The organism is Coprococcus sp. RTP21204st1_G4_RTP21204_210225 (assembly GCF_040915385.1).
Taxonomy (GTDB): Bacteria; Bacillota; Clostridia; order Lachnospirales; family Lachnospiraceae; genus Allocoprococcus; species Allocoprococcus comes.
Window position 1 is genome coordinate 48,263 of sequence record NZ_JBCPDP010000001.1, and the last position, 23,680, is coordinate 71,942.

At 43.3% G+C, this 23,680-nt stretch carries 24 protein-coding genes and 1 pseudogene; 1 reads left to right on the forward strand and 24 read right to left on the reverse strand.

Going from position 1 to position 23,680, the window contains the following annotated elements:
• Positions 1-148: 148 nt before the first annotated feature.
• The 15 genes from AB5213_RS00275 to AB5213_RS00345 form a co-directional block, all read right to left on the reverse strand.
• Positions 149-475, reverse strand: coding sequence for a MazG nucleotide pyrophosphohydrolase domain-containing protein (locus tag AB5213_RS00275; protein ID WP_215633771.1), 327 nt, complete (start codon positions 473-475; stop codon positions 149-151).
• 109 nt (positions 476-584) lie between these two features.
• Positions 585-959 (reverse strand): TnpV protein, encoded by a 375-nt coding sequence (locus tag AB5213_RS00280; RefSeq protein WP_118288154.1) that lies wholly within the window; start codon positions 957-959, stop codon positions 585-587.
• Between the two features lie 4 nt (positions 960-963).
• Positions 964-1,902, reverse strand: coding sequence for a hypothetical protein (locus AB5213_RS00285; protein ID WP_349096495.1), 939 nt, complete (start codon positions 1,900-1,902; stop codon positions 964-966).
• Between the two features lie 814 nt (positions 1,903-2,716).
• Positions 2,717-3,958, reverse strand: a complete 1,242-nt coding sequence (locus tag AB5213_RS00290; RefSeq protein ID WP_195274724.1) for a hypothetical protein — start codon at positions 3,956-3,958, stop codon at positions 2,717-2,719.
• Positions 3,951-4,706 (reverse strand): ABC transporter ATP-binding protein, encoded by a 756-nt coding sequence (locus AB5213_RS00295; protein WP_161285586.1) that lies wholly within the window; start codon positions 4,704-4,706, stop codon positions 3,951-3,953. The genes AB5213_RS00290 and AB5213_RS00295 overlap by 8 nt, the downstream gene beginning before the upstream one ends.
• A gap of 113 nt (positions 4,707-4,819) precedes the next feature.
• Positions 4,820-5,431: a MerR family transcriptional regulator gene (locus AB5213_RS00300; RefSeq protein ID WP_161285587.1), complete on the reverse strand. Its 612-nt coding sequence runs from the start codon at positions 5,429-5,431 to the stop codon at positions 4,820-4,822.
• Between the two features lie 386 nt (positions 5,432-5,817).
• Complete coding sequence (locus AB5213_RS00305) at positions 5,818-6,558, reverse strand: DUF2007 domain-containing protein (protein ID WP_243864547.1); 741 nt, start codon at positions 6,556-6,558, stop codon at positions 5,818-5,820.
• 139 nt (positions 6,559-6,697) lie between these two features.
• Positions 6,698-8,320 carry a recombinase family protein gene (locus AB5213_RS00310; RefSeq protein WP_071431012.1) on the reverse strand — a complete coding sequence of 541 codons (1,623 nt, stop codon included), beginning with the start codon at positions 8,318-8,320 and terminating at the stop codon, positions 6,698-6,700.
• 107 nt (positions 8,321-8,427) lie between these two features.
• Positions 8,428-8,613 (reverse strand): hypothetical protein, encoded by a 186-nt coding sequence (locus AB5213_RS00315; protein ID WP_004849804.1) that lies wholly within the window; start codon positions 8,611-8,613, stop codon positions 8,428-8,430.
• 258 nt (positions 8,614-8,871) lie between these two features.
• Positions 8,872-10,212, reverse strand: coding sequence for a virulence-associated E family protein (locus tag AB5213_RS00320; protein WP_009321442.1), 1,341 nt, complete (start codon positions 10,210-10,212; stop codon positions 8,872-8,874).
• Positions 10,097-10,837, reverse strand: coding sequence for a CHC2 zinc finger domain-containing protein (locus AB5213_RS00325; RefSeq protein WP_014079457.1), 741 nt, complete (start codon positions 10,835-10,837; stop codon positions 10,097-10,099). Before AB5213_RS00325 ends, AB5213_RS00320 begins: the two co-directional genes overlap by 116 nt.
• Before the next feature lie 47 nt (positions 10,838-10,884).
• Positions 10,885-12,357, reverse strand: a complete 1,473-nt coding sequence (mobQ, locus tag AB5213_RS00330; RefSeq protein WP_368276254.1) for a MobQ family relaxase — start codon at positions 12,355-12,357, stop codon at positions 10,885-10,887.
• A gap of 2 nt (positions 12,358-12,359) precedes the next feature.
• On the reverse strand, positions 12,360-12,677 hold the full coding sequence (locus tag AB5213_RS00335; protein WP_368276195.1) for a DUF3847 domain-containing protein: 318 nt from the start codon (positions 12,675-12,677) through the stop codon (positions 12,360-12,362).
• A gap of 286 nt (positions 12,678-12,963) precedes the next feature.
• Positions 12,964-13,167, reverse strand: a complete 204-nt coding sequence (locus AB5213_RS00340; protein WP_004614949.1) for a hypothetical protein — start codon at positions 13,165-13,167, stop codon at positions 12,964-12,966.
• 147 nt (positions 13,168-13,314) lie between these two features.
• Positions 13,315-13,539, reverse strand: a complete 225-nt coding sequence (locus AB5213_RS00345) for a helix-turn-helix domain-containing protein (RefSeq protein ID WP_005362423.1) — start codon at positions 13,537-13,539, stop codon at positions 13,315-13,317.
• 302 nt (positions 13,540-13,841) lie between these two features.
• Between AB5213_RS00345 and AB5213_RS00350 the strand changes: the two genes are divergently transcribed.
• Positions 13,842-14,882 carry a DUF6076 domain-containing protein gene (locus AB5213_RS00350; RefSeq protein ID WP_008816376.1) on the forward strand — a complete coding sequence of 347 codons (1,041 nt, stop codon included), beginning with the start codon at positions 13,842-13,844 and terminating at the stop codon, positions 14,880-14,882.
• A 224-nt stretch (positions 14,883-15,106) separates the two neighbouring features.
• On the opposite strand, the gene AB5213_RS00355 is transcribed toward AB5213_RS00350, so the two are convergent.
• The 9 genes and pseudogenes from AB5213_RS00355 to AB5213_RS00395 all read right to left on the reverse strand — a co-directional run bounded on the left by AB5213_RS00355 (position 15,107) and on the right by AB5213_RS00395 (position 23,674).
• On the reverse strand, positions 15,107-17,485 hold the full coding sequence (locus tag AB5213_RS00355; protein ID WP_055201186.1) for an FtsX-like permease family protein: 2,379 nt from the start codon (positions 17,483-17,485) through the stop codon (positions 15,107-15,109).
• A gap of 14 nt (positions 17,486-17,499) precedes the next feature.
• On the reverse strand, positions 17,500-18,165 hold the full coding sequence (locus tag AB5213_RS00360; RefSeq protein ID WP_009296631.1) for an ABC transporter ATP-binding protein: 666 nt from the start codon (positions 18,163-18,165) through the stop codon (positions 17,500-17,502).
• A gap of 5 nt (positions 18,166-18,170) precedes the next feature.
• The gene (locus AB5213_RS00365; RefSeq protein WP_005927561.1) at positions 18,171-18,431 is read right to left on the reverse strand and encodes a hypothetical protein; all 261 of its coding nucleotides are present in this window, start codon (positions 18,429-18,431) and stop codon (positions 18,171-18,173) included.
• 129 nt (positions 18,432-18,560) lie between these two features.
• Positions 18,561-20,594, reverse strand: coding sequence for an ABC transporter permease (locus AB5213_RS00370; protein ID WP_368276196.1), 2,034 nt, complete (start codon positions 20,592-20,594; stop codon positions 18,561-18,563).
• A gap of 165 nt (positions 20,595-20,759) precedes the next feature.
• Positions 20,760-21,791 carry a sensor histidine kinase KdpD gene (locus tag AB5213_RS00375; protein ID WP_005936000.1) on the reverse strand — a complete coding sequence of 344 codons (1,032 nt, stop codon included), beginning with the start codon at positions 21,789-21,791 and terminating at the stop codon, positions 20,760-20,762.
• Positions 21,788-22,480, reverse strand: coding sequence for a response regulator transcription factor (locus tag AB5213_RS00380; RefSeq protein WP_015533258.1), 693 nt, complete (start codon positions 22,478-22,480; stop codon positions 21,788-21,790). The genes AB5213_RS00375 and AB5213_RS00380 overlap by 4 nt, the downstream gene beginning before the upstream one ends.
• A gap of 220 nt (positions 22,481-22,700) precedes the next feature.
• Positions 22,701-22,829: pseudogene (locus AB5213_RS00385) on the reverse strand (helix-turn-helix domain-containing protein); the annotation flags it as partial.
• Positions 22,830-22,979: 150 nt separating this feature from the next.
• Positions 22,980-23,300 carry a DUF3784 domain-containing protein gene (locus AB5213_RS00390; protein ID WP_008373564.1) on the reverse strand — a complete coding sequence of 107 codons (321 nt, stop codon included), beginning with the start codon at positions 23,298-23,300 and terminating at the stop codon, positions 22,980-22,982.
• Between the two features lie 41 nt (positions 23,301-23,341).
• A complete protein-coding gene (locus AB5213_RS00395; protein ID WP_161285590.1) occupies positions 23,342-23,674 on the reverse strand; it encodes a DUF3784 domain-containing protein in 333 nt (110 codons plus the stop codon).
• Positions 23,675-23,680 lie beyond the last annotated feature (6 nt).

Sequence of the window (23,680 nt, forward strand, 5' to 3'; positions counted from 1 at the left end):
GAAACAATAAGGGAAAGCTCACCTGCGATAAACTTAGTGTTTTCAAGGGCTTGAGAGATATTTGATAATAAAATATAACAATTATTAAATTCCTTGGAATACATGAAATCTCAATTCAAGTTTATCTAACTGTTTTACAAAGTCCAATCTATCGTTCCAACATAAACTGTTCAAGGTTTCGTTCATGATTATACTTAATTGCTGCCTTTTTATCTTTTTCCAAAATAACATCATTTAAGTCAATTTCATTTAATGATGCAATAGCAAAAGCATAATGAATAACATCTACCAATTCGTTTGCTAATTGAGATTTTAAATCTTCGCTATCAGAAGCCTTTCTGCCGTCTCTTTTATTTAAAACTTCTGCAACTTCACCTACTTCTTCAACTAATTTCATAAACAAACTAGTATCAATGCCATGTTCTTTATAATGGTCATATAAATAATCTTCATAATCGCTAACACTAATTTTCATCGTATATCACCTCTGTAAATTCCGATTTATCTCTTACATTTTATCATATTCTATCCCAAAACTCTATTCTTAGATTGCCAAAGAGCAGCCTTCCGACTGCCCTCTCTGCTCACATATACACGCTCTCTTTCAACACAATTTTCTCCGCACATGCCTTTATATTATTTATCAATCCAACCCATTTCATCAGATCCTGCATTTTCAGTTGTTCCGTCACACCTTGTTTTTCCTCAATCTGCTTTACCAAGGTTTCCACCTGCTCTCTGGTCTCCTGATCGACTCGGTTCAGATGTGCCGTCAGCTCCCCAGTCATCAATAAATACTGGTATCGTGCCGGTCTATGCTCTTTCAGGAACTGTTTCCGCAACATTCCGTATTTACCATATGTCGGTTCTCCCTCATTCACTGCCAAATCTGGCAGGTAATAGTCTCCGTGCAGTGTGTAACTTAATCCATTGCTTTCATCATAAATGTGCTTTTTCATCATCTTATCTCTCCATTCCTCTGTTTTTTATTTTATTTTTCTTACGCTGCTGATTCCCCATCTCGCTCTTTCTGGCTCCCCAGGCAAGTCTTTCGTGAATACTTCCTGTTGGCATTTGCTCCATTTGTCGCTTTTCTTCTAATGCCTTCTGCTCCTGTATATCCTGTTGTACTGCATCATCTACAGCATTTTCTCCAAGAACACGCACTACCCGGTCATATCTATCAGAAACACCCTGCAATTGTTGTTTTTCATCAAATAACTGCTCTTCTTCTTCACGCACTGTATCTAGCTCTCTTTGTATTTGGTTATATGCTTGCTTTGTTTTCTGATATTTGTGTTTCCATTTTTCTACTTCTTCGGCAAGTTCTTTAACCTGTGCAGCCATCGCAGCAATTTTATTTTTCACCTGAGTAAACAGTGGTTTTATTTTCTTATCCCGGTAGGTTGTTGCACGTTCCAATGCACCAGCTTCTGGAAGTAGCGTTTTCACTGTTCCATATTCCTTTATTTCTTTGCTGACATTATCCATTACCGGCTGTAACCGTTCTCTGCGTTCTTCCAGGCTATGCAGATCTTTCTCGGCTTTTTCCGCACGCTTCTCAGCTTCCTCTTTATCTTTAACTGCCTGCTCCTTGTCATCTTTTAAAAGCTGGATATCAGCTCTTGCTTCCGCAATCTGTGCAGTCAGTCCTTCATTCTCAGCAGTAAGATATTCTTTCTCCTGTTCCAGTGCCTGCACTTCCTTTTTACGCTCTTTTTTCTTAAAATTATAAACGTCCAGATGTTCCTCATGAGTACCTTTCTGTTCCCATTCAATTCCATATTGCTTTGCAATCTCTGCCAGAACTTCTTTTTCATGATTTATCCACTGATTCAGTTCTGTATCATGCTTATTTCCACCTTGAAATCCAAGACAGGACTTTTCAGGAAATGGTGTCAATTTAAAAATGTCTATGAAAAGGAAAAAGCTGAAATATTAGCTATCGAAAATGAAGATAAAAGACAGGAAGAACTAGATAAGCTGAACGCTACTCAGGACGAATGGAAACTGCGTGCTATGGGAACTACGATAAGTTGTCATACTATTGTTAAAAAGGGCACTGAGGGGAATGACATCAAGACTTATGATCTGACTTAATCCACAATCACATCTCTAATTTGTAGATAGATTCACTTTATCTGTTATCAGATTTGCGAAAATTATATATTTTGTTATCATTCTGTTATCACAAGCGGTTGTCAGGACACTTCCTCGGCAACCGTTTTTCTATACTGTTCGTTATTCTTTTCTACCCTATTACATATTTTCGAGCAACAGAAAAACCCGTAGAACCGAAGTTCTACGGGTATCTTACGTTTGGACACAACGTTATCTTACGATAACAAATCTATTGTATATGCGCCAATCTCACGACTTCGTCGTTCGTTCGCGGGCATTCGTAAAATGCCCACTTCCAAAGCGATAAAAAAAGAGACTTGCAAGCAAGCTTGCAGTCTCTTTTTTTTATCGCCTTGATTGGCGCTTTATTCATTGCTTTCGCGTATATTACTCGATGATTGTAGCAACACGTCCTGATCCTACAGTACGTCCACCTTCACGTTTGTGAGGTTCTTAAAATTCCATTATTTTCTGTGATTTCCGTGTCCATATTTTCTTGTGTTGTGGATTTTCCAAGCTATATTTCTATTCTCTGCATTTTTTAGTATCAAAATGGTATCACAGCGACTTCATTTCTCACTATGATATCTCTTATCTATTTGGTAAGTATCAATGCTCCTAAGAAAACAGCAATACTTAAAATAAAATCCTTTTTCACCAGAAAATTTTTATATTTCACTTCTAGCCAGAGATTCAGGACTGTCGCACATATAAGTATTGCACACCCTAACAGTATTTGCGCTATACTGCTGTTTACAACAAAAGCCATTATAATTCCTTCGCCACAAACAATTGTAATTGGTATCACCATAAACTGTTTCACAATTCGATTTTCCGATATAGGAATAAATAGACCATCTGTGGCTTTTTCAAGAATACTATCCAACTGTTGAACCATACTCCGTAAAGTCAATCGAAAAACGGCAAATATACTGCCTAACAACAACATATAACGTATTTCTTCTTGCTGTAAAAATGGCAGCGTCCAATAAAAAGGCATTTTATAAATTCCTAGACATATCGTAAACAAAATCATTCCCATTATTATCCAATTTCTGCCTAATCTATAAATAGATATTTGAGCTTTCCATATCAATGGAAAGTAGTATAAAAAATTGGATACTTTATTTTTTCTCTGTAAATATCTCACCATTTTTTCTTTTGCATATTGATCTAACAATACAGTATTATTAAAATTTTGAGCAATACGTACTTTTTCCAAAAATTGCATCTCATCTTCATACTTTAAAGCATTTATTTCCAGAACACCAAAATCATAAACTAGCATATACATCCATATTCCTATATCTATAATGCACATAAAAAAATATTTAAGCGATATTACCAAGATTATACTAAATAACAGCCATATTCCAATATCTCTTCTTTGATTTGCATGATATATTTTCCATTTCATTAAATTGGTTGTATTTAATAACAAAAATATTATGAGTAATATAAATAGAAAATTTCTATTCAAATGAATGCCATTAATACAAGCTGAAAGAATGATTGAAAATATAATGTCCTTTAAGGTTAACCCTATATATTTTATTGATATCATTTGTCTTATCTTTTTCTCTTGAATAAAAAATAATGATACCGGTTTTATTATAATTGCCGGTTTAACATTAATAAAACAAACGCCAAACGAGTATAATATCAAAAATCCAAATACCAGATAACATATTCGAAGATTACATGCATTTATTTTCCGAATTATTGGAAAAAAATTAATCACAATTTGATATCCAACAACAGCTGCCGCAACTACCAAAGACAATATAGGTATCAGCATATTTTCTATTAATCTTTTAGTTTCTCTAATCTTATTCACACATAACAGTTTTCTGTACTCCTGCATAATGCTCTCCCTCACCAATTAAGGACATATATATTTGTTCCAACGAAGTTTCCTTATTCATCTGCTGCTTTTGTAATATTTCTGCCTTTGTTCCTTGTTCAACTATTCTTCCATCATATAAAAAAATATATCTGTCACAAAAATCTTCAGCCAAACTTAGTAAATGTGTAGATATGAGTATCGTTTTATCTTGTTTCTTCAAATTTTTTAAAGTATTTTTGAATTTATATGTTTGTGCTGGATCCAACCCATTAAACGGTTCATCTGCCAGCAGCACATCGTATTGCCGCAACAATGCAAGTGCAATCATAAGTTTCTGCAACGTTCCTTTTGAAAGTGCTAATGGAATTTTGTTAAGGTGCTGATTAAGATTAAATTCTCGAATTAATGAATCAACTGTCACTGAGTTCTCAGGGTACAGTGCTTTAATAAACTGAAGATGCTCCCAAACAGTCAACTCTTCATAGTACACTGGAATATCTGGAATGAACGTCACAGGATTATTCTCTCTTTTAATAGAAAATATATCATTATCACCAATAATAATTTTACCATTATTAGGTTTCATTTTTTTTATCATGAGTTTTAGCATTGTTGATTTTCCTGCGCCATTAGGACCAATTAAGCCTGTTATCTCTCCCTTATTCATTCCAAAATTAATATCATGTAATATTGGCTTCTTATCATAAGCAAAATTTACATTTTCTACATTTACATACATATCTCTCGCCTCCCTGTTTTTCTTATATATACACCTTAGAGGAAGTTTAAGGTCAAGAAAAAAAGAGAACATTTTCTATTTGTCCTCTTTTTCTCAAAAATATCTTCGCATTCTTATTTTGTTTCATTACACACTATAATCCGTAATATTGAAACAACCAAAATCAAACCCAAAACAAAAGTTATTACTTTAAACGGAGCACTCATATATGTATTACATAATTCCAAATATAATTGCACGCACATAATGACAGCAATTACTCCCCCTACAATACAAACAATTAATTTAGAAATATCGAAAATTTTTTGTATCCTGTCCTGCCGTTTTATTCTCTCCAATTGGTAAATATATTCCTCTTTTCCTGATATCATTTTATCTAACATCTCTTCTGATAAATCAGTCACACTCATATCCATTTTTATCAACTCTTCGCATAAAAAATAATTCTGCCTAAGTCTATTTTCTTCTTCTTTAATTTTAAGCAAATGTGTATTTAAAACACTAGTTAATGCTTCCTTTTCATATAAAATTTTTCTAATATCTGAAACCGGAATATCTAACATCCTTAACATTTTTATACGATTTAACCAAAGAATATCTTCCTCTGTATATTCACGATATCCATTTACAGGATTTCTTTTCGGAATTAATAAATTTTCTTTCTCATAAAATCTGATATTATAACTTGTAATTCCAGTTCGTTTTTCAACATCTTTTATCTTCATTACAGCCTCTTTTATGTTTCGTATTTTTTTATTGCATACAATGTCCCTGACTGCTATAATTTACATCATGGGTGCTATCATAACGGTAGGCGGTTAGTCCTTCAGCAGAGGGACTGTGACCCTCTGATTACATAGAAACTCGAAAGAGAATCCACTGGAAAGGAGGGCTAAGCCATGAGTATTGTTGATTTTATAGCAGTAGTGAGCTTCGGCTTAACCTGCTTTGGTCTTGGATATACCTTTGGCAAGGATAATAATAAACCACAAAAATAGCCGCCCTGGTCTGGTAAACTAAGCGGCAATTTTTGTCAAAACATATATCGGACTAACCGTCTATCGGTAGCACTCTTTATCTATAATCATATTAGCACGCATGTGTGAAAATGTCAAAAATTTTCTTCATTCTCTTGGTTATTAATCTCCTTAATCAGCTGTACTGCCTTCTCTGCATCATCGGTTTTCACGAATATATCCACACCATATATTCCAAATCCAGGTGCCCCATGCATTGCAACATTCGCACCTGCTTCCTGTGAAAAAGCTGCTATTCCATTTTGCTTTAACATTTCTACAAGTTGTTCTGTCTCTACTATATTCTGTGCATTATAAATTTTTGTCCATTCTGTCTTAGATTGGGAAGTTTCTTTTCTCTCCTGAACATTTGGTGAATTCTGATTTCTTTTTCGATTAATAAATGCTAAGGTCCTAAGAATAATAAATGACACAATAGTAATACCTATCAGAAATCCCAATGCCAATCGTGTTATCTGTGTTTCTGTAGCTCCCATTCTAAATAAACATGTACCATAGATGACTGTAAAAATTCCTGCACATATTACACTGGTGAGAAAATTCCGCCATATAACAGCACTTTTTGGCAGGCATTTATCCCATATTCCATTATACACCATAATAGCTACATATAGGATTCCTCCTACTAAGACAGTTACTATCTCTCCCAAAACCAAACGAGTATCCACCATTAATAGCATCTGAATAATAATCGCTAACACACCAATCACAAACATTGATGCAAATGCAAGATTTCCAGCCTTTAATGCTTTTTGTTTCACCCATCCTTCATACACCGCAACTTTGTCCAGTGTTTCTTTCATCTCTTTATTCATAGTCTGGCTCCTTTCTCCATCCAGGAGCTCTCTCATCTCAACATCGTAGTATTCAGCAAGTTGAACAAGTATACTGAGATCCGGCATATTTATTCCCGTTTCCCTTAATTAAAGATATTGTTGGGTAAAAAAAGAAAGGTCAGTCGATTTTGCCGATGAAGCGGTAGTAGATTTCTACTTCCTGCTCACGGCTTCCATCCTCGCCCTTGACAGCTTCGTGGACGGTTATTTTTTCAATTAGAGTGTTCAGAAGTTCGGCGGTCAGCTCCACAGGGTTGACATACTGTTTCATTAGGGCAATCCACTTTTCAGCATCCGCTGCGGTCTGTACGGCGGCTTCCATCATTTCGTGAAGCTGTCTTATTTTTGTTTCAAGCTCCTTTTGCTCGTTCTGGTACTTCTCGGACAGCATATTGAAGTTATACTCGGTTATGCGTCCGGCAGACCAGTCCTCATACATTTTAGCAAACAGCCCGTCAACCTCGGCTTTACGCTTCTCTGCCTTTTTCAGCTCCGCAGCCTGCTTTTTCTTCGCAGAGTTCCTTTCCCTGTCGCTGACATTGAGCAGCCGTTTCAGCAGCTTGTCCTCATCTTTCTGTGCCAGCATAGACCAGTATTGCAGTCTTGCAAGCACATAGGCATACAGTACATCATAGCGGATATAGTGCATGGAACACTGGCGTAATCCCTGTCCGTTCTTGCTGCAATGGTAGTACCCGTATGGGTTTTTGTTCTGCTTGTTTTCCCCATAGGCTAAAGACCATCCGCAGTCTGCACATTTTATCAATCCTGCGAAAATCTGTGTCGTACCGTTTCTGCGTTTCCTGCGTCTGCTTGCAATCAGCTCTTGAACTTTTTGGAACACTTCTTCGGAAATGATGGCTTCGTGGGTATTTTCCACACGATACCATTCTTCCTGCGGCTTCCGCACCTTTTTCTTGTTCTTGAATGAAATGTTGCTCTGCTTGTTGTGAACGCTGTGACCGATGTAGGTTTCCTCTTTCAAAATGCTCTTGACCTGTGCAATCGTCCACGCATAGGCTTTTTCTGCGGGCGCACCGGCGTAGATATTGGCGAAAGTCCCGTATCTTTCATAGTTCAGCCAGCCGGGGGTAGGTACTTTTTCCTCCACCAGAATCCGTGTAATGCTGGCGGCTCCACGCCCGTGTACAGCAAGGTCAAAAATCTTCTCTACAATCCAGCGTGTTTCCGGGTCGATCAGAAGATGACCTTTTTTGTCCGGGTCTTTTACATAGCCCAGCGGTGCATAGGCTCCATAGTGTGCGCCATTGGCAAATCTTGTGTGCATGGCAGCCTTGACCTTTTTGCTGGTCTGTCGGGCGTGCATTTCATTCAGGATGTTTAAGAACGGTGCAAGCTCGCTTTCTCCGTTGATGGTGTCCACATTGTCATTGATGGCAATGTAGCGTACTCCCTTGCTGGGGAAATAGATTTCCGTGTACTGACCGGTCAGGATATAGTTTCTTCCCAGACGGGATAAGTCCTTTGTGACAACGCAGTTGATTTTCCCGTCTTCGATGTCATCAATCATCCTTTGGAAACTTGGACGCTCGAAATTTGTCCCACTCCATCCGTCGTCAATGTACTCGTCTACAACGGTCAGCCCATGCTCTGCGGCATACTGTCTAAGCATCATGCGCTGGGTCTGGATACTGCCGCTTTCCCCCTGTAATTCATCGTCACGGCTCAATCTCAAATATAGTGCAGTGTTATAAATCGTTGTATTGTATGGTTGTTTCACGGTTAAAAATCCTCCTTCTAAAAGAAACAACCCACGCTTATACAATACTCGCTGGTACAAGTATATCATAAGCGTGGGCTGATTGACAGTCGTTATTCCGTATTTTTTCAGGAAGCGGCGGCAGCGTGCTGGATCACATCTTCCAGCAGGCTGTCAAGCGGCTTCCCATCCTGTGCGAAATGCTCCGATACCTTGATACGGACTTTCCCCATGACAAAATACTGGGTGCCGTCTTTTTCGGTAAGCAGGGTGCCGCTGTTTTTGTTATTGCTCTCGTTTTTGCTTTTTGCCATAGGCAGTTACCTCCATAAATGAAATATGCCCGACAAGGGAATGTCAGACAGGTGTACAGCCGCAGACTGTCTCCGTGTCAACCAAACCGTGTCAACCGGCAGAAAAGACTTTGAAAACAATCCATAGGCGCTCTATTATTACTTTTTACTTTTTCTTTGATTTCTTGGTTGACATGGTTGACAAAGGAGAGAAATGCCCCAAATATCAGGCTTTTCCCCGTCAACCGGCTGTCAACCAAACTGTCAACCGGTGGCTTTTCAGAATGGAAGTTCCATTTGCCGGGCTTCTTCTTCCGTGATTTCCTGAAAACCGTCCCCCTCCGGCGGAGCTTGGTTGACACGCTCCCAGCCTTTTTGAGAACCGTATTTCTTATACCGCTTCGGGCTTTTGTAGGCTACCCAGCCCTGTATGATGCCGCCCGCAATGCCGGTATTCATAATCTCGCAGATTGCCCGTGTCTCCCAGTCTGCCGGGGAATTTAAGTTCCCCAGCGCTTCCTCATAAAGCTGCTTGGAACATACCCTGTCGCCGGTGTAGTCCTCCAAATAGGCGTAGATCATGCCGGCCTGTGTGTCTTCCTGCATAAAGTCCTGCTGGTGGGCGTTCAGGTATCGGTTCATTTCCATGCTGAATGACAGCTTATACTTCCCACTGCGATAAACCGTCATGGCTTCCGCCCACATCTGTTCGATATACGCCCTCGCCGCCGCTTCATCGTCCAGTATGTGAACCTCCGCCCGTTCCGGGTACACCGTCACGGGGAGAAAGCGCCGGTTGCCGGTGCGGTCACGGGGCAAAAAGTCCTGCCGGTTGGTCGTCCCTCCAAATACACATTGCCGCAGCCGGTCTGCCGGATGTGTCTCATACGGCACTTTGTAGGTTTCTTTCTGGCGGCTTAAGAATGACTTGATTTCCTCAATACTCTTGGCGTTGGCTGTGGCAATCATCTCCGACATCTCGATAATCCAATGCCCTTGCAGCTTGCGGTACACATTTTCATCGTCCAGCTTTTTCAAATCGTCTGAAAACCATTCGTCCCTGCCTGCCAGCAGCCGGAAAAAGGTAGATTTCCCGGCTCCCTGACCACCAACCAGACAGAGCATGACCTCAAACTTGCTCCCCGGTCTGAATACCCGCCGGATGGCTCCCATCAGGAACAGTTTCAAGGCTTCATAGGTGTATTCGTCCGTATCGGCTCCCAGAAAGTGATGCAGGGCGTAACGGATGCGCTCTGTGCCGTCCCATTGCAGGCTGTTCAGGTAATCCCTGACTGGATGGTAGCGGTTTTCATTGGCAACAATCTTGATGGCGCTCTGCACCTTTTTCTCGCTGGTAAGCCCGTAATTTTCTTCCAGATACAAAAGCAGGTAGTTCATGTCCATGTCGGTCAGCGTGGTACTGGTGCGCTCCCAGCCCAGCGGCTTCACAATGTCAATCTGCTCCGTCAAAAGGTTCAGGCGCAGCGCCCCGCGAAACAGAGGGTCACGCTGGAACACCGTCAGGCAGTTTCGGATGCTGTTCTTCACGCCGCCTTTCTGCGTCCCCTCTAATGTTTCCCGGATTTCTGCCGGTGTCTGCGCCGGTTCCATTGTGTCCATCGTCCTTTTGACCGCTTCCTGCGTTTCCGGCGGCAAGCTCTGAAATTCGCTGTTCAAGCCGCAACACCTCCTTTCCCTGTGCGGCGATCAATGCCGCTTTTTCTTCTATTTCTCCGTATAACAAAATATCCAAAAGGTATTCTGTGTAGCTTATCCTCTGCAACGCTTCCACAAAAAGAGGATGCCAGATGGCATCCTGCGGCTGTGGGGCGTGTGCTGTTTTCCAATGCTCCAGCAGGCGCAGATAATCGCATAGCACCCGGAAACAATACCGTTCCGTTTCCTGAAATCTCTGCTCCGCTGATTTTTGTCGGGGCTGTGACCTGTTGTGACGCTTCCTATCTGGCGGCGCATTGCCGGATTTCTCATAGGAAACGCCGAAGTCCTCCGCAAGCCTGACCGCAGCTTCCCGTTTCCCCAATCCATGCAGCAAAGCGGCAAAGTCGATCACATCCCCGGAAGCCCCGCAGCCGAAGCAGTAAAAGCGGCTGTCCACTTTCATGCTGGGCGTGCGGTCATTGTGGAATGGACAGCAGACCATGCCATTTCTCCCCACCCGGATTCCATAGAATGAAGCAGCCTGCCGGGTGGTAACAGACTGTTTCACCGCTTCAAATACATTCAAATGCTCCCTCCATAAAAATACTGGTAGCGGTAAAGCTGCCGGTTATATCATAGCTCCATCTCATGTTTCTTTCTCTGTACTGCCTGTGGCTGCTCCCTCCGGCGCAGTGCGGTATCTACGGCGTTCTGCACCTGCCGTAGCCGTATGACTTCCTCCCGGAGTGGCTTGTGCTGCGGAGACAGTTCGGCATACTCTGTTTTTAACTGTGCGTATTCCTGTTTCCATGCTTTCAGGGCAATGGGTTTTCCGTCCAGTTTTTCTTTCAAAATACGGCGGGCGGCATAAAACAGCCGTAACTCCGCATCGTGGGATGTTTCAAATTTCTCCCTCTGTTTCTTAAACTTGATATTGTTCAATTCCGTATGAACAGGTTTTAGCCGCTGGTAATTCTCGCCCTCCCGTATCAATTCCTGCAATTCCTTTATCCGGGCAGATTTCTTTTTCATGGAGTCGCTTAACGCTTCAAATTCTTCGTTGACAGAGGAAAGACGCTCCTGCAAATCCTCTAATGTGAGCAGCTTGTTTTCCGTCAGATAATTGACGGCTTCGGCAAACTGCTTTAAGTTTCCGGTTCTGGCTTTATTGCTCCATGCCCCTGCGTTGCGCTGGTTGTAATAAGCGATCAACAGGTCGGCAAGGCTCGGTGTCTGCGGTTTGGAAAGTTCTTCTTTTACCTCTGCCATCCAGACAAACAGGGCTTTGATCTTCTTCCTCACATCCTGCATGAGCCGGTTGGTGGCTTTAATCCAGCGGTTCAGTTCCCCTTTCTCGGTGCGGATGCCCTTTGCTTCCATCTGCCGGACATTAGCTCCCTCGTGGACAGTAGGTATCAGGTCAAGCCCCTGCCGCACATAGGAACGGTGGTCGATACGCACATCCAGCCCTTTTTCCTCAAATTTTGTATTAACGGCAGCCGCCCACTGCTCCCGCCAGTGTTCCAGCGTTTCCGGCTCATGCCAGTCTGTTGTATGGACAGCGTTAAACCTATAATCGCCGTTTTTATCCCGGATTCGGTTTCCATCTTCATCAAGAAGATATTCCCGACGCTGTTTTTGTCCCCATGTGCCATCCGGGTTCAAAGGGCGCATGGTTGTCATCACATGAAAATGCGGGTTAGGGATGCCGCCGTCCTCTTTCTCCGGGCTGTGAAAAGCAAGGTCGGCAATCATGCCTTTTGTCACAAACTGCTCCTGTACGAACTTCCTCGCCAGCTCCATGTTTTCTTCCAGCGTCAATTCATTCTGCATGGCAATATCAAAGGAATAGGCAAGCTGTGCTTTTGGATGTTTCTCGCAGTTCTCCACAGCATTCCAGAGGGTCGCCCGGTCAAGATATATTTCCGGCGCATGGGGCGGCAGCATGATTTCCGAAGCGATCACGCCGCCCTTTTTGGTGTAGTCGCTGACTTCTCCATAGTAGCTGCTGTAAAGACGCTCCCCGGCTCGATAGGCTGCGCTGGCAATGGCGCTCTGACCGGCGCTGCGCTTGATCTGTGCGATTGAAAAATGATAAAGTGCTATCCTTAGTCACCGTCTTTCTCCTGCCCGGAAATACGGGCGTGGTTCTCTGTGGCAGACCGGATGAAATGCTCCGCCTGCGGCAGATTCAAAATGCTTTCCATGAGGGAATAAAATTCCGCTTCGGATAGCTCCTTTGTCTGTGGTGCAATGCTCTCAATAGCTGCCCCACGGGTAATCAGCCGGTGCGTCCTCTGTTTCCGGGAACCGCTTTCCAGATACGCCTGCCGGTTTTTCAAACGCTGCATTTTCCGTTTTTCCTGTTCCAGCAGGACAGTGGTTTTTTCATATTCCTGCTTCAACTGTTCCAAAGATTTTTCCATGTTCTCACATCCTTTGCTGATAAGATAAAGAAAGACCATCCGCAGACAGTCCGTGTGTCAGTGCTTCTATAAAACCCGATGAAAAGGGAAAACCGCAGAGCGGATTTCTCTTTGCGGCGGGTACACAGGGGATAGCCGCTTTAGCGGCGCAAGGGGGTGTAGCCACCTTGTCGGAGCGAAGCGAACGCAGACCTCGGATTGCTGATTTTATCAGCGGCAGAGGTAAGCTCCGCAGGACGCACGATACATGGTCTTTAGACTATGTATAGAAGTGCGCCCTTAGTTCCTAAGGGATTTTGCCGTTTCCGGCAGTCTTGTCCTTTTTCTTGGAACGCTTGGAAAGATACTTCGGGCAGTCAACCACAACCGCCCGGAAGCTCTGTTTACATTCGTGCTGGCATTTCCGGCACAGTTCGTTGTAAGTGATACGGCTGCGGTCATTTAAGAAGAAAGACCATTCCAACCGCCGCTTGTTACTCATTCTTGCCATAACCGGCTCCTTTCTCCGTTTCTATCTGATGTACGCAGATAGGCTGTTTTGATGTAGCGTCTCGGTATCATTTTTAAGTTTTTTTCCCTCTGTATGCCCCTTTGGAAAGTGCGGCAGTATTGCAAGTCAGGGAATGATACCTCACGCTTATTTGTCGCTTCCCGGTACGGTTTCGGAGCCTTTTGCCATCCATTCAAAGAAAGCAATTTTGCTGACCTTGATAAGTCTGCCCCTGCGGAACGCTGGAAAGCCGGGTGTGTGTACCAGCTCATAGGCGCTCGCTCTTGAAATTCCCATAATCCGCTGAATGTCCGCCACATCCAGAACCAGCGGTAAATCCTCGTAGCTGTTCAATCTCTTTTTATCGTTCATTCTGTTCCTCCCATAAATCAAATAGGTTAAAATGCTTCCTGTTGCCGTTCTCCCCAAAAGCCGTTTTCCTGCCCCATTCCTGCGGTGTTTCCCTGCATTGGTGCGCCGAATGCGTCACTTCTCCTGCCGGTCATATCCCTTTTGGACGGTCATTCACTTGTCAATGTACTGTGCGGTACGAAATTACCAACCGCAATCATCATAGCGTACTATCCTTGACAAAACAATGATTCTGCGATACCATGAGTGTAACGGATATAACTGAATTATATAATTACCATAAACAAAGGCAGGGGATAGGGATGGAGAATCAGTTTATACGGCATGAGCCATGTTTTGAGAGGATTTTGTTTGTCCTGACGCTGGACAGGAAGAAAATGAAAGAGCGGATTTTGATTGGGGAAGAACAGCAGATCCGCTTCCGTCTGAACGGGAGCCAAAACGCAGAGGTGCTTTGTGATATGACACGCCCACTGGGAACTTTTTTGATAAACTTTGAGCGTGACACGGACAGAGACTGGAACTTATACGGGCTTTCTCCGCTGCGGCAAGCTCTCCACTCCAACCGATGGAAACAGCCGGAGCTGGAGCAGGCGGCAAGCGAATTTCTTTGGGAGAAATATCTTAGCAACGACCCTCTGAAAATGTATGTGGCGTTCCGTATCTGGAACAGCTATCTGCTTGCCAGAGAACCCCGTGACCGTAACGCTGCCTGTGACCGCTTCATGGATAAAATGAGCAGACTGACCGGGGTATTCCAAAACGAAACCATGAGCTTTGACAGGGAGACAGGAAAACCGAAACAATTTCAAGCTGGCAGCCTTTATTTCAAAGGCGCACCGTCAGAAGATACCCGGCTTGACCTCTGGTTCCCGGACAACCGGCGCACAGAAGAATGTGTGTCTGCCTATGCGTCCCTCTACCCGTTGATTACCTATTATCTGAACAGGCTGAATGACTGGGGGCTTTGCTTCCGGCGGTGCAAGGTCTGTGGAAAATATTTTCTGGCAAAGAGCCAGCGGTATGAGCTGTGCAGCGACAAGTGCCGAAAAGCACAGGCGCTTCAAAACAAGCGGGAATTTGACGAGAGGTCAAGAGAAAATAACTATGACCTGCTTTATAAAAATGAATGCCAGAACTGGCGCAACAAAATAAACCGGGTAAAAAATACCGCAGGCTTTCCGGCTGACCGTCTGGAAAAAATACAGGCTTCCTTTTCCGACTTTAAGAAAGAAGCCTTACAGAGAAAAAAGGCTGTAAAAACAGGAACGGCCAGCCCGAAAGAATTTACGGACTGGCTGTATCAGCAGAGTAATGTAATTGTTGAGCTGACCGAGATATGAAAAACTTTCTATCGTCAATTTCGCATTATTGCAATAACAGATTGCTTCTTCCATGAATGGTAATATTATCATCAAACTTTTGGAAGAACTATAAATGTCCGAGGTGCCTTTGATTTCGACAAAAAAACAGGCTGAATTGTTACAAAGCTCGGACATTTCAAAAATTTTTTGAGAAATGGCGAAAAAAGCGGGGCAGCACACGCCGCCCCGCCGATCCCATACGGTTATTCCATCGCCCGCATTTGTTCGATCAGGGATTGCTTTTTCTGTCTGCGGATTGTCCATACAGACAAGATCAGTTCCATTCCGAACAATACCAGAATGAACAGTCCCATTTCCAAAACCGGGAATTTGTAAGGCACTACATTTCCGGCAAAAGCTCCTATACTCATTTTTCTGCAAGCAAAGATGGAAGCCGGAAGCCCAACGATCAGCGTCGCCAATGTTGCAAAGAGCGCATAGCACAGCCCCTCACAGATGTTCATTTCACATAGCTGTTTTTGTGTTAGGCCGATAGAACGCAGAATACTGTTTTCCTGCTTTCGGGCTATCTGGTTAGAGAGTGTCGTATTGATAAGGTTGATAACGCCAAAGAGAAATACCAACCATGAAAGTATCTCCATACTGCCAAACGCAAAAGAATTTGTCATTTCTTCATATTCAATCACTGTATTGATTTCATCTAAGGCAATATTACTATGGCTGGCAACAATATTTTTCAATTCAGCTCCCACATAGTCCGTTTTTTTCGGATCGTTTACAATGCTCCATGAATAGTCGAAAGAAGCGATTTCCGGGTGCAGTTCATGGAACAATGCTTCTGGTGCGAAAAAGAGTACTCCATCGAGGGCCAGTTTTCCATGCCCGGAAGGCGTCTTGTTGGAATCAAACAATCCTGATACAGTGACGGAAACAGGCGGTTGCCCCTCTCCAAAATAAAAGTCAACTGTTGAACCAACACCCATATCCTCATTCTGCTTTAGCACATTATAGTCAATTACAATACTACGGGAATCTTTTGGCATCGTTCCTGCTGTCAGAGCCGCTTCAACTGTTGCATAATTCTGGTCGGTCAGCATATCACACATACCACCGCTTTGGTAAATGTCCGTCTTAAGGGTTGCATAGAGAGATTGTCTGCTTGGAATTATATCTGTAACACCATCAATAGATAAGATTTCCTGTTTTAATTCTTCATTCAACGGATTTCCCGCTGCCATAACCTTTTCTTCTGTCATTTCAGAATCCAAATAAATTTTATAGTCGCCGTCCGGGAAAAACCGTCTTGCAAGCGCCTCTGGAGAACGCAGCAAAACAATGGAGGATACCACAAGCAGAATAATTCCGCCCAAACTCAATGAGGCTACAATAGCAACGGTCTTTTTTCGGTCACGCTTAAAATTCGCAATTCCCATTGAAACAGGATTGAGCTTGATATTCTTTTTTCGGCTTCGGATGTCCTTTTGTGCCGGGGTAAAACGGACGGCTTCAATCGGGGAAATCCCTGCCGCAATTTTTATCGGCTTACGGATGGAAACAGATACCATGATCCAACTGCTTATGAGTGTCAAAATAATCGTTGCCACATAGGAAACAGCATTAAATCCCTTGGGAAACAAAAGAAAACCGCCGCATACACCCAGCACTGTACCAATCAAAATCCCGATACTGCCGAGTTTACGCCCCTCCCGCTTTACAATCCGCTTGATTTGCTTTGGCGTTGCACCAATCGTCCGAAGCTGCCCGTAGCTCTTGATTTTGTCATTGATGGAGATACGGAAGATACTCTGGATCACAATATAGCCGCCGATCAGAACAATGGCAATCACGCCAGCCATCAGTGCAAAATCAAAGGATTTAGAAGCATAGGCAAAATACTTGCTGTTCATTTTGGGCATAGGAAGCTGATATTCCTCCGCAATCTCCCTGCAATAAGAGGTCATCAGTTCTTCGCCCAACTGGTCGCTGTTTTTGAAATGGACATAGGCGCGATAGCCAGTCGGGTCAAACCCTTTCCATCCTGTCAGGGCAGCGTTGGAAAGAATGATAGCGCAGGTATTCGCTTCTTTTTCATTTACGCTGTCCATAATGCCGGTAACGACATAATCACCATGAAAACTCTCTGTATCTAAGGTCACAGTGTCCCCGATCTTGGCATTGTTTCCATAGGTGGAAAGAAAGTATTCGCTTACAACAACTTCATTTGCTTTTTCAGGAACCCGGCCCTCTAGCAACTCCATCTGCGCCTTGGTAATCTCCATCATTTGCGCGTCGCAATACACATAAGACGCATGATAGCCCTGTTCTGAAAGCTCCTCACCCAGCATATAGTAGCCGCCTACGCGCTCAAACTCCGGCAGTCCTTTCAGGGTTTCAATGTCGTTTTCCTCTACGCCCAGCCAGACCGCCTCATAAGTATCGACAACCTGATTGCGCTGCATTTGTGTCAGGGAGGTAGACACAATTCCCGTAAAGCAGATCAGAAATGCCGCCAGCGCAACGGCAATCACCACCATCAGATTCCGGCGCTTCTCGCTTTGCAAACTTTTCTTTGCCAGCTTCTTTGTAATGGCGCTGGTATCATTCTCAAAAGGCCATGTCATAGCCTGCCACCTCCTTACTCCACAATCTTGCCGTCCTCAATGCGGACAATCCGATCTGCAAGACGGGCTATGTCGTCATTGTGGGTAATCATCACAACAGTTTGCCGGAACTCTGCACTGGTGCGCTTGATAAGCCCCAGCACCTCGGCGCTGGTCTTGCTGTCAAGGTTGCCGGTCGGCTCGTCGGCCAGCACAATAGCCGGTTTGGTAATCAGGGCGCGTGCGATAGCCACACGCTGCTGCTGGCCGCCGGAAAGATTGTTCGGCATATTTTTCAGTTTATCTTCCAGCCCCAGCAGGTGAACGATCTCGTCCAAAAACTTCTGATCCACCGTGTCCCCGTCCAGCTCCACCGGCAGGACGATGTTCTCATACACATTCAGGATAGGAACAAGGTTATAGTTCTGGAAGATAAAGCCGATGTTGCGGCGGCGGAAGATGGTAAGCTGTTCGTCGTTCATTTTCGACAGCTCTTTGTCCCGGACAATCACATTGCCGGAAGTAGGGGTGTCCAGCCCGCCCATCATGTGAAGCAGGGTGGACTTGCCGCTGCCGGAGGTTCCCACAACGGCCACAAATTCGCCGTCATTTACAGAGAAGTTCACGCCGTCAAGGGCGCGGGTGATATTCGGCTCTGTACCGTAATACTTTTTCAGGTCGATAGTCTGTAAAATTCTCATAAAATTCAATCCTTTCTTTGTTTGTTGTAAATGCGGAACGCTGCTGCGCCGGTGGCCGCCAACTGTACCAGAATCAGCACAGCGAACAGTCCGAAGCTCTCATAGTAGAACAGTTCATCCCAAAACAGGAGAACATCGCAGAGGGCAGTCAAGGCAACCGTCCAGCGGATGTGCTGGGCCAGCCTTTGCCAGAACGCCAGCACAAGGGCAACGGGCGGGACGATCAGCAGCGCCAGATTCAAAATCATGGTCGGGGTCAGTTCCATTGCAACGCCTCCTCACTTTTGTTGATAAGGTCATTGTAAAACCCAAATGTCTGCGAAATGTTACAGCGGCCAAAAAATTTCATCGAAAATCGGGGTGAAATGTTACAACGCTCGGACATTTCAAAATTATTATTCAACTACCCTTAATCGAGCTACAATACTTGTTTTTCTAAAATAGCGAAACGAAACATGAGGAACTATAATCGCCACAACGCAAATAACAATTCCCTCTAATATCAACGGGAAAATCGTAGGCTGTATTGTAAACAGCCATAAGTCAGGTTGATTAAAGAAAGTAGGAAGAATTGTATTTGCAACAATAAGAGAGAGAGGTAAACCCATTACACAAATCAGAAATGCGTAAAACAATCCCTCCAATACGGTCAATTTGTTAATTTGTTTTTTCGTCATTCCGATGCTCTCTAATGTAGCAAATTCCCGTTGCCGGTTTATAATGCCCGTTATAATGATGTTGGAAAAATTCACAAGCCCGATACTTCCTAACAGAAACCCAATAAGGCCACCTATGATAAAAATAGTTTGTTTTAATCCATTCATAGTTTGTGCCAATGTTTCAGACGATGCGTATTCAACGGTAGGCAAAGAATTGATGTACTCGGTCGCTGGCAAAAAGTGTTCTTTTTCCACATCAAACACATAACTCATTATGGCTGGATTGTTATACAATTCCACAAACATCTCATTACTCATATAGAAAATAGGACAATCGCCGCCAACATCAGTGTAGCCAACATTCTTACCCGGAGATTCTACCAATGAAAAATCAACCACTGCACGCGCAATTACCGAAACCGTTTTATAAGGCAATCCATCTTTGTAAATGGTAACTTCCTGATTGAGCGGACAAAGAAATTCAGGAGATTCATTTGGGTTGATCGCTGAAATTTCTATAACATAGTTTCCACTTTCCAAATATGAGGTTAGTTGCTGTATATCTGTTTCTCCCTCAATGAAATTCAATTTAGGAAGTATTGATTTTTCTACCCCGTAAATATTGCAAAGAGGTCGATAATCAACACCGAGTTTTACTGGATAAGTTCTGCCATCAACCATACCACTTCGTATAAGGTGATTATCTTCTGTGTATTCGTCTAATACTTCCGTGACCAAACTACCATAATCATAAGTAACACTGACATCATCCAAAGTGTTTTTATAAATTCGACTTCCGTTCAGCACAGGAATATTATTTTCAATATCAGATATGATTTCATTACTAACAGAATCATCTTTAAATCGAAAACCTTGCACATTAGAAAATGTGTTTGGGCTTGCCACAACAAAATCAAATGAGGTAACAGAAGATACATATTTTTTAACATCAACACTATTTCCGATTGCGATTGCACTGTTTAGGAGAATAATGCAGAGTATCATGGATAAGACGATAAATATGGTACGCTTTGAATTTCTTCTTAAATTTCTCCATGCCATTTCTGTTATTCTATTCTTAAACGAAAGACGATTCTTGTTGGCACTATGATAATTGTCTTTTTCATAGTATCTAGTTGCCTCAATGGGCGAAATCGTAGCTGCAATTTTGAATGGTTTCTTTATGCTCACCCAAACAGTAATCGCACTAAATATCCCGGCAACGACAAAAATAATAGGATTAAAACTCAAGTTCACAGAAAGATTGTGATACTCGCCTTTCATAAAATTAAGAATCCACGGAAGCATAAGTATTCCTACTATATATCCCAAAATCAACCCAATAGATGTACCAATTATAGACAGCCAAAATGCTTGCTTATAAACAATTCGCTTGATTTGCTTCTCCGTTGTTCCGATTGTTCTTAATAAGCCATATTTCTTTATTTCTTGAACAACAGAAATCTCAAAAATATTGCGAATGAGCAAATAGCCCGTTATTACAAAAATCATAATAAAAAACAGGGCTGCTATTATGGCAATCCAATTTACAGATGTACCAGTGGACGGGCTGGTTCCCCTAATTTGCAAAATAGTTGTCTGTATAGACTGGATCGCTCCAACACATAAAGTCGTTACAGAAGTAAAAAGCATTGATGTTAAAACGATTGCTATTACAGCAACAATATTTCGTAATTTGTTGGCTTTGAAGCTTCTTTGCGCCAGCTTCTTTGTAATGGCGCTGGTGTCATTTTCAAAAGGCCATGTCATAGTTGTATCACCTCCATATTTGATAAGGGTATTGTAAAACCTAAATGTCCGCGAAATGTTACAGCGGCCAAAAAATTTCATTGAAAATCGGGGTGAAATGTTACAACGCTCGGACATCTCAAAAAAATTTACGGCGGGCAGCCGGAAATGGCCGTCCGCCGCGTTCTATTTTGTCGGCAGCATAATGGAAAATTCTGAACCCTTGCCCGGCTCCGAAACCACTTTGATATAGCCGCCTTGCCGCGTTACGATCTCGCGGGCCAGATACAGGCCAATGCCCACGCCCTGCTGTTCGTGTACTTCTTCCTCACGATAGAAGCGCCGGAAGATGGCAGCCTGATTGCTTTCGGAAATGCCCTTGCCGGTGTCGGTCACTTTGACCTCCACATACATTTCCCACAGCACCACTGACACGGCGATTTTCCCGCCTGCCGGGGTGTACTTCACTGCATTGTCCAGCAGGTTAAAGAGGGCTTCGGATGTCCACTTGCTGTCATGGAAAACGGTCAAATCCTCCGGGCAGTCCACGGACACAGCGATTTCCTTTTTCTCCGCTGCATACACAATCCCACTCATGGCCTGCGCCACGGTATCAAAGAGGCGACCCGGTTTCTTATCCAACTGGATCACGCCCGTTTCCAGCCGTGAGGTTTTCACAAGGGCCTGAAAGAGAAAGTCCAGCTTATCCGTCTGGCTGCGGATTCCCCGGATAAAGTCGGTGCGCTCCGCCTCGGTCATGGGCTTTTCCAGCAGGGTGTCCGTCGCCATTTTCAGATTGCTTACCGGCGTTTTCACCTGATGGGAAATATCCGATACAAGGGTCTGTAACTCCTGCCGTTCCTCGTCCACCCGGCGGCGGTTCTCCTGCATGATCTGGTAAAGCCTTGCCAGCCGGTGTCCGATTCTGGCAAGCTGGGTTTCGCTGTCCTCTGGCCGCTGGGGCGCTTCATTCCCGGCGATCATGTGGTCTAAGGTCTGGCACAGGTCAGCGGTAAACTGCGACAGCCGCTTTCCAAACGCCTGCGTCAGTACAAAAATCCCCACAAGGGCGCACAGCAGCAGCGTCCCGCCTGTCAGCAGCACCGCAATCTGTTTTGTCACAAGAAACAGGGCTATGGTGATCCCGGACATGGAGAGGACAAGCTCCATTGCCACCCGGCCAAACAGCCGCTTTACCGAGAGGTTTTGAAACTTCATTTTACCTCGCCTCCCGTCCATTGATACCCCATGCCGTAAACGGTCTTGATGTAGGGTGCGCCGCCGTCGGCTTCAATCTTGCTGCGAATACGGCTGATGGAGGTTGTCAGGGTGTGTTCGTCCACAAACCGCTCGTCTATATCCCACAGCTTTTCCAAAAGCTGCCCACGGGTCAGCACTTGCCGGGGATTTTTACGAAACAGGTTCAGCATTTTGTACTCCATCGGGGATAGAGTCAGGGGCTTGCCGTTTAAGGAAGCCGTCTGCTCCGAGAAGTCCAGAAACAACCGCCCGTCGTCGTAAATGTCCTTGGCCGGTTTGTGGTGTTCCAGCATGGCGAACATGGCTTTGATTTTTCGCTGCAAGGCCCCGATCACAAAGGGCTTTGTGATGTAGTCCACCGCGCCCACCTCATAGCCCCGTATCTGGTCGCTCTCCTGATCGTTGGCGGTCAGGAATATTACGATGGTGTCCGGGTGCTGGGGCTTTATCAGCTTGCACAGTTCAAAACCGTTCCCGTCCGGCAGGTTGATGTCCAGCAGCACTAAATCAAATTCCCGCTGGCGGATGGCTTCGGCTGCGGTTCTGGCATTTAGGGCAGAAGTCACGCCGTAGCCGTCTGCGGTCAGGTTATAGTCTAACATCTTATTCAAAAAACTGTCGTCCTCGACAATTAAAATCTGCTCCATATTCTCACTTCCTTTGCTTTTTGCAGATAGTATAACAGGCAAATGTCCGAGAATTGTTACAAGGACAAATATATTTATCATTTTACAGCTTTTTTATGTGTACTGCAATTTTATAAAAGAAAGGACAGCAGTATCATCAAATTGCTGTCCTTGCGGTTTATTATAGCTGGTAGTGTATAAGCGTGGGTTCATCATATTTGGTGTGGTATCTTTAACTATGGGAAACTCCTGTTTCCCATCTGGAAACTGTTCTTGCAGATACCTCAAACTTCTCGGCAAGCTGCTCTTGCGTAAGATTCTTTTCTTTACGACATTGCTTTAAAAAAGCTCCAATCTTTTTTGTGTCCATGTCTCTACCTCTCTTCCACTTACAGCTTACCAATATGTATCAAAATTACCACGACATAAAACGAGAATCCGCTAATTTTCAACCGGACATCGTATGTCTAAAACAAATAAACGGTATTTTCACCCCAAAAGCATTCTATTCCTCTATAAATTAACCTTCTCTTTTATGTCTATCCATAAGCAGCAGAATAAACATAACAAACCATATCACCCATGCAATTAAACAACCGATTCCTATATGCCAAATATCTATAATCATTCCAGCAATAAAAGGAATTGACATAAACATCATTCTCTTCCCATATGCCTTACACATAGCATTTTCATCATATTTTTTTCGTTCTTCTGCTGATTTCATATTATAACCAGACAAGAATTTGGATGCTTGTCCTTTTGACCTATAAAACCATATTCCAAATAAAAGCATAATCACTGCCATTGCAAAGTCAAAAATAATATAAATATAGAACATATAATGCCTTCCTTTCAGTCAATTCCTCAAACCAGAAGTTATTACTTTTTGCATAGTGTGTTTTCTAAAATGATAATAACCACGACATCAACTACAATGATTCCCAATGCAATATATACAAAAAATGCAGGCAAAATATTTTCAAGCAAGCCCATAATTAATGCAAGAATTGCTATAATAGACATTCCAACTCCCATTGTTCTGCATAACTTCTTTTCATCATATTTTTTCTTTTCTTCTTTTGAAGCTGCATTATATCCAGAAATAAACCAGCTTCCGTGTCCAGAAAGTAAAACTATAGAAAGTACAGCAAATATTACAAAGACAATCCACACTATCCAATCAGAACCTGTTGCTAAATCTGCTAATTTCAATTATAG